The following is a 6,856-nucleotide window of genomic DNA, read 5'->3' as shown; positions in this document are numbered from 1 at the left end:
GGCCCGGCCCTCCGAGAGCGTCGCCGCCACGCGGACGGGCGATCCGACCACGGATTACGAAGCTGCGGTGGAGCTGTACCGCGGCAAGCAGTACGAGCAGGCCGAGATGGGCCTGCGCCAGTTCATCCAGTCGCATCCCCGCGACAACCGCGTTGCCGGCGCCACCTACTGGCTCGGCGAGAGCTACCTCGCCCGCGGTCGCAACCGCGAGGCGGCCGAGCAGTTCCTGAAGGTCTCCACCGATTACGCTCGTTCCGCGCAGGCGCCCGATGCCATGCTGAAGCTCGGCGTCACGCTCGCCGCGCTCGGGGCCCGCGAGCAGGCCTGCGCGACGCTGGCCGAGCTCGACCGGAAGTTCCCGAATGCCGGAGCGGGCGTCCGCCAGGGCGTCACGCGCGAGCAGAAGCGCGCCCGCTGCGGCGCTTGATTCGTACGCGGGATGCCAAAGGGCTCAGTCCTTTGGCAGGGTATCGGGGCGGAGCCTTGAGGTCGGGCTTCGCCCGAGCCCAGCAGGGCTCCGCCCTGCACCCGCAAAAGGTCTCGGACCTTTTGGATCCATGACCGGCTCTGCGGACGATTCTGTGCTTCGGGCCCTTGAACCCTGGCTTGGGGGCGGCGTGCTGCTCGCCGTCTCGGGCGGCCCTGATTCGGGCGCGCTGATGCACGCCGCCGCCGCTCTGGGCGCGACCGTGCAGGTCGCGACCGTCGATCACGGTCTGCGCCCGGATGCGCCCGCGGAGGCCGAAGGCGTCGCCGCCGCCGCCCGGGCGCTCGGCCTGCCGCACGCGATTCTCGCCTGGGCGGACGCGAAGCCCGGCACCGGCCTTCAGGCGGCGGCCCGGGCCGCCCGCTACCGGCTGCTCGCCGCCCATGCCGCCGCCATCGGCGCAGCCCGCGTCCTCACCGGTCATACCCTCGACGATCAGGCCGAGACCGTGCTGATGCGGCTCGCCGCCGGCAGCGGTCCCGCGGGGCTCGCCGGCATGCGCGCCGAGCGGGCGCTGGCACCCGGGATCTCCCTGGGCCGGCCCTTCCTCGCCCTGCCCAAGGCCGCGCTCGTCGCGTGGTGCGAGGCCCGCGGCATCCCCTACCTGCGCGATCCCAGCAACGCCGACCCCCGCTTCGCCCGGGGCCGCCTGCGCGCGGTCTGGCCGATCCTGGAACGGGAGGGCCTGACCCCCGCGCGCCTCGCGCGCCTCGCCGAGCGCGCAGCCCGCGACGAGGCGGCGCTGTGCATCGCCGCCGACAAAGCCCTCGAAGCCGCCTGCCTGCCGACGGAGGGCCCGGCCCTGCGCCTCGACGGAACCGTGCTGGCGGCCCTGCCGGACGCGATCGTGCTGCGCTGCCTCGACCGCGCCCTGACCCAGGCGGGGGCTGCGCCCCGCCGGCTCGAACGGCTCGAGACCCTGGTCCTTGGATGGCTGCTGCCGGCCCTGCGGGGCCGGGCGGCGGTCCGGCGCAGCCTCGCGGGCTTCCTGATCGCAACGGCGTCCGCCGGTACGGTGAGCCTCGCCCCCGCACCGCCACGCCGGCCGAGGGCGAAGAGTGCTGCCCTCGCCGCAGGGGCGTCGCGATTACTTGGCAAGGGAGGCCCCCCCGCTTACATTGGCGCTGTGTGCACGGATGGACCGGTCGCGCCGGACGACGCGTCCGTCCTGGGGGTCGCACACGCCAAGGATTGATCGATGAACCCGAATTTTCGCAACTTTGCCTTGTGGGTCGTCATCTTCCTGCTTGTGCTGGCCCTGGTCACCCTGTTCCAGAACCCGGGGCATCGGGGCGGCGGCAGCGAGATCGCCTACAGCCAGCTCCTGAACGATGCCGATGCCGGCAAGATCCAGTCGGTGGTGATTTCCGGGCAGGACGTGTCCGGCACCTACGTGGGCGGCGGCAACTTCACCAGCTACGCGCCCAACGACCCGGGCCTGGTCTCCAAGCTTCAGGGCAAGGGCGTCCAGATCACGGCCCGTCCGCCGTCCGACAACACCCCCTGGTTCATCCAGCTGCTGGTCAGCTGGCTACCGATCCTCGTCTTCATCGGCGCCTGGATCTTCCTCTCGCGCCAGATGCAGTCCGGCGCCGGCCGCGCCATGGGCTTCGGCAAGTCGAAGGCGAAGCTCCTGAACGAGGCCCACGGGCGCGTCTCGTTCGATGACGTCGCGGGCGTCGAGGAAGCCAAGGAGGATCTCCAGGAGATCGTGGAATTCCTCCGCGACCCCCAGAAGTTCCAGCGCCTCGGCGGCCGGATCCCGCGCGGCGTGCTGCTGGTCGGCCCACCCGGCACCGGTAAGACCCTGATCGCCCGGGCGGTCGCGGGCGAGGCCAACGTGCCGTTCTTCACCATCTCGGGCTCCGACTTCGTCGAGATGTTCGTGGGCGTCGGCGCCAGCCGCGTGCGCGACATGTTCGAGCAGGCCAAGAAGAACGCGCCCTGCATCATCTTCATCGACGAGATCGACGCGGTCGGCCGTCACCGCGGCGCCGGGCTGGGCGGCGGCAACGACGAGCGCGAGCAGACCCTCAATCAGCTCCTGGTTGAGATGGACGGGTTCGAGGCCAACGAGGGCGTGATCATCATCGCGGCGACCAACCGCCCCGACGTGCTCGATCCCGCGCTGCTGCGCCCCGGCCGGTTCGACCGCCAGATCATGGTGCCGAACCCGGATGTTACCGGCCGCGAGCGCATCCTGCGGGTCCACGTCCGCAAGGTGCCGCTGGCCCCCGATGTCGATCTCAAGGTGATCGCCCGCGGCACCCCCGGCTTCTCGGGCGCCGACCTGATGAACCTCGTCAATGAATCGGCCCTGCTGGCGGCCCGCCGGGGCAAGCGCATCGTCACGATGCACGAGTTCGAGGACGCCAAGGACAAGGTCATGATGGGCGCCGAGCGGCGCACCCTGGTGATGACCGAGGACGAGAAGCGGCTCACCGCCTATCACGAGGGCGGCCACGCCATCGTGGCGTTCAACGTCCCGGCGACCGACCCGGTCCACAAGGCGACCATCATCCCGCGCGGCCGGGCGCTCGGCATGGTCATGCAGCTGCCCGAGCGCGACAAGCTCTCCATGAGCTTCGAGCAGATGACCTCGCGGCTGGCGATCATGATGGGCGGCCGCATCGCCGAGGAGATGACCTTCGGCCAGGACAAGGTGACCTCGGGCGCGCAGTCGGACATCGAGCAGGCGACGCGGCTGGCCAAGATGATGGTGACGCGTTGGGGGTTCAGCCCCGAGCTCGGCACCGTCGCGTACGGCGAGAACAACGACGAGGTCTTCCTCGGCATGTCGATGGGTCGGCAGCAATCGGTCTCCGAATCGACCGCCCAGAAGATCGACGCCGAAGTGCGCCGTCTGGTGGAGACCGGCCTGGAGGAGGCCCGCCGCATCCTGGCCGAGCACAAGGACGATCTGGAGGCCCTGGCGCAGGGGCTCCTCGAATACGAGACCCTCTCGGGCGAGGAGATCCGCAACCTGCTGAAGGGTAAGCCCCCGATCCGCGACGGCGGCGACGTGCCGCCGACCCCGGCCCGGGGCTCCTCGGTCCCCTCCGCGGGCCGCGGCCGGCCGAAGGAGAGCGACGGTGGCCTGGAGCCGCAGCCGCAGGCCTGAAGCACCGGACAAGACGACGATCGAGAGGGGCGCCGCGAGGCGCCCTTTTTCGTGCCTGACAAATCGGAGCCGCTGTCGGCGAAACGGTACCGCCAGCTTGGCCGGAGACTCGGCCCATCCCTTCGGATCGGAAACACAGGCCTCTCCACAAGGCGCTGCCAACCCTCATGCCGGTCTCGACCTATCTCGTCGTCGCCCTCGGTGCCGTTGCCGCCGGCTTCGTGCAGGGGCTCTCGGGTTTCGGCTTCGGGCTCGTCTCCCTGTCGTTCTGGGCCTGGGTGCTGGATCCCAAGCTCGGCGCGTTCCTGGCGGTGTCCGGGGCCTTCACCGGACAGGTCGTGGCCGCCGTCTCGGTCCGGCGCGGCTTCGACCTTCGGCGCCTTGCGCCCTTCGTACTCGGCGGTCTCGCCGGGATCCCCCTCGGCATCCTCCTGCTGCCGCGGCTCGACGCCGACTGGTTCAAGGCGATCCTGGGCCTGCTGCTGCTGGTCTGGTGCCCGGCCATGCTGTTCGCCAGGAACCTACCCCGCATCACCGTCGGCGGCCGGTTCGCCGACGCGCTGGTCGGCCTCGGCGGCGGCATGATGGGCGCGCTCGGCGGGTTCACGGGGGTGCTGCCCACCCTCTGGTGTACCCTGCGCCGCTACGAGCGCGATGTGCAGCGCGCCGTGATCCAGAACTTCAACCTCGCCATGCTCACCGTTACGATCGTCACCTACGTGGCCTCCGGTCTCGTCACCCGGGCCATGCTGCCGATGCTGGCCGTGGTGCTGCCGGCGATGCTGATCCCGACACTGCTCGGCGCGCGGGTCTATCTCGGCATCAGCGAGGCGGCGTTCCGCACCCTCGTGCTGAGCCTCCTGACCCTGTCGGGCCTCGCCCTGGTCGGCGCGTCGCTCCCGCGGATCCTGTAGCGACCCTCAGGCGCTCGGCCCCATTTCGACCGCCTTTGTCGGGAAGCACCGAATGGACCCGGCCGGCGGCGCTGCATCCGGCGTAAACGATTGTCTGCTAGCTTTGTCCGGCCGGTGAGACCGCGCCTCGGAGACGACTTCGTGCGAAAGTATTTCGGAACCGACGGGATCCGCGGCCGTGCCAACGGGGTGATCACCCCCGAACTGGCCCTCAAGGTGGGGCAGGCTGCGGGCCTCGTGTTCCAGCGCGGCGACCACCGCCACCGGGTGGTGATCGGCAAGGACACGCGCCTGTCGGGCTACATGATCGAGACCGCGCTGGTCGCGGGCTTCACCTCGGTCGGCATGGACGTGCTGCTGCTCGGGCCGGTCCCGACGCCGGCCGTCGCCATGCTGACCCGCTCCATGCGGGCCGATCTCGGCGTGATGATCTCGGCCTCGCACAACCCGTTCGAGGATAACGGCATCAAGCTGTTTGGGCCCGACGGCTTCAAGCTGAACGACGCGATCGAGCACGAGATCGAGGGCCTGATCGACGCCGACATGCACAAGCGCCTGTCCGGCTCCAACGATCTCGGCCGGGCCAAGCGGATCGAGAGCGTGCATGCCCGCTACATCGAGTTCGCCAAGCGCACCCTGCCGCGGCAGGTGACGCTGGAGGGCCTGCGCGTCGTGGTCGATTGCGCCAACGGCGCCGCCTACCGGGTCGCCCCCGAGACCCTGTGGGAGCTCGGCGCCGAGGTGATCGCCATCGGCACCGAGCCGGACGGCTTCAACATCAACCGCGATGTCGGCTCCACCGCGCCGGCGGCTTTGGTGGCCAAGGTGCGCGAGCGCCGGGCCGATATCGGCATCGCCCTGGACGGCGACGCCGACCGGGTGCTGATCGTCGACGAGAAGGGGCAGGTGGTCGACGGCGATCAGCTCATGGCGGTGATCGCCCGCTCCTGGAAGGAGGACGAGCGCCTGACCCAGCCGGGGGTGGTGGCCACGATCATGTCGAATCTCGGCCTGGAGCGCTATCTCGGCGACCTCGGGCTGACGCTCGCCCGCACCGCGGTGGGCGACCGCTACGTTCTCGAGCATATGCGCGAGCACGGCTACAACCTCGGCGGCGAGCAATCCGGCCACATCATCATGTCGGACTACACCACCACGGGCGACGGCCTCGTGGCGGCGCTCCAGCTGCTCAGCGTGGTGCAGCGTCAGAACCGGCCGGTGAGCGAGGTCTGCCACTGCTTCGAGCCGCTGCCGCAGATCCTGAAGAACGTGCGCTACAAGGCCGGAGAACCGCTCCGCCAGGACAGCGTGGTCAGCGCCATCGCGCATGCCCGCGAGCGCCTCGGCAATGCCGGCCGCCTCGTGATCCGACCCTCCGGCACCGAGCCGGTGATCCGCGTGATGGCCGAGGGCGACGACCGCGGCCTCGTCAACGACGTGGTCGACGAGGTGGTCGATGCCGTGACCAAGGCCGCGGCCTGAAATCCGGGATCCCAAAGGGCTCAGCCCTTTGGCGGGGTTCGGGGGCGGAGCCCCCGAGGCTCGGGCTTCGCCCGGTTTGGGCTTTGCCCAACGCCAGGGCTCTGCCCTGGACCCGCAAAAGGTCGGAGACCTTTTGAAACCAGGACTTTGAGGATCAATCGTAGGCCGCGCTCAAGTCCGGCGGCGCCGTCATCCGCCATGCTGCCAGGAGGGCGGTGCGGAGCGTCTCCTCCTCGCACAGGTCGAGATCGAGGTTGGTCCAGCCCCGGCGGCCCCAGGCCCCGTCGAGCGGCGTGAACAGGTCCGGCTCGGCCTCGCACAGGGTGGCCTGATCGCCGGGCGCGAGCCGCAGCACCACCCGCGCCTCCTCGACCCACAGGGTCGCGAACACACGGCCGCCGACGCGGAAATCCGGGTTGCCGCTATGGGCGCCCGCCACCGCCTCGGGCAGCATCAGCGCCAGAATGCGCACGTCCTCGGGGAGCATGGGCGACTCAGCCCGCTCGGCCCGGACCCGCGACCATCCGAGGCCCGGCCCAAAGGTCGTCCCAAGCGGCGGGGCGCATCCGGTTCATGCAGTCTTTCTCCCTGTACAGTCGATCCTCGAAGAGGCCACTGCGTGCCTCAATGGAGGCCGGCCAATATTTGTGGAGCAACGGTTTGCGCCGGGCGGTCGAGAACACGCAAGGCTAAGACTTAACGTTAAGCCGGATTTAAGACGTTGCGCGCATTCTTCACAGGCTAACCACAGAGCACGCACGCGGAGCGTCGGGCTCACGGATCCAGTAAAGGAATTCTTATGGCCCGCTCCAAGCTCAACGCTTTGGTGCGTAGCCTGACGCTCGCGGCGAG

At 70.0% G+C, this 6,856-nt stretch carries 6 protein-coding genes; 5 read left to right on the top strand and 1 reads right to left on the bottom strand.

Going from position 1 to position 6,856, the window contains the following annotated elements; all coding sequences use genetic code 11:
* The 5 genes from ybgF to glmM all read left to right on the top strand — a co-directional run.
* Window positions 1-427 (top strand): tol-pal system protein YbgF (gene ybgF, locus OXS49_RS32060; protein WP_267428580.1); only part of this gene is annotated, 427 nt, incomplete at its 5' end.
* A 130-nt stretch (window positions 428-557) separates the two neighbouring features.
* Window positions 558-1,682 carry a tRNA lysidine(34) synthetase TilS gene (gene tilS, locus OXS49_RS32055; protein ID WP_267428579.1) on the top strand — a complete coding sequence of 375 codons (1,125 nt, stop codon included), beginning with the start codon at window positions 558-560 and terminating at the stop codon, window positions 1,680-1,682.
* Window positions 1,683-1,685: 3 nt separating this feature from the next.
* Window positions 1,686-3,608: an ATP-dependent zinc metalloprotease FtsH gene (ftsH, locus tag OXS49_RS32050; RefSeq protein ID WP_244003426.1), complete on the top strand. Its 1,923-nt coding sequence runs from the start codon at window positions 1,686-1,688 to the stop codon at window positions 3,606-3,608.
* A 167-nt stretch (window positions 3,609-3,775) separates the two neighbouring features.
* Window positions 3,776-4,522: a sulfite exporter TauE/SafE family protein gene (locus OXS49_RS32045; protein WP_244003428.1), complete on the top strand. Its 747-nt coding sequence runs from the start codon at window positions 3,776-3,778 to the stop codon at window positions 4,520-4,522.
* Between the two features lie 141 nt (window positions 4,523-4,663).
* Window positions 4,664-6,004, top strand: a complete 1,341-nt coding sequence (glmM, locus tag OXS49_RS32040) for a phosphoglucosamine mutase (RefSeq protein ID WP_244003430.1) — start codon at window positions 4,664-4,666, stop codon at window positions 6,002-6,004.
* Between the two features lie 154 nt (window positions 6,005-6,158).
* Here the strand turns inward: glmM and OXS49_RS32035 are convergent, their stop codons facing one another.
* A complete protein-coding gene (locus OXS49_RS32035; RefSeq protein ID WP_244003432.1) occupies window positions 6,159-6,491 on the bottom strand; it encodes an MmcQ/YjbR family DNA-binding protein in 333 nt (110 codons plus the stop codon).
* Between the last annotated feature and the right edge of the window lie 365 nt (window positions 6,492-6,856).

The organism is Methylobacterium sp. GC_Met_2, assembly GCF_026540795.1.
Lineage (GTDB): Bacteria > Pseudomonadota > Alphaproteobacteria > Rhizobiales > Beijerinckiaceae > Methylobacterium.
Note: the sequence above shows the minus strand (reverse complement) of the source record. Positions and strands in the feature narration are given on the sequence as shown.

What these genes read in the sequence shown, in the direction of transcription:
- tilS (WP_267428579.1), top strand. Translation starts at nt 558, where the DNA reads ATGACCGGCTCTGCGGACGATTCTGTGCTTCGGGCCCTTGAACCCTGG.
- ftsH (WP_244003426.1), top strand. Translation starts at nt 1,686, where the DNA reads ATGAACCCGAATTTTCGCAACTTTGCCTTGTGGGTCGTCATCTTCCTG.
- OXS49_RS32045 (WP_244003428.1), top strand. Translation starts at nt 3,776, where the DNA reads ATGCCGGTCTCGACCTATCTCGTCGTCGCCCTCGGTGCCGTTGCCGCC.
- OXS49_RS32035 (WP_244003432.1), bottom strand. Translation starts at nt 6,491, where the DNA reads ATGCTCCCCGAGGACGTGCGCATTCTGGCGCTGATGCTGCCCGAGGCG.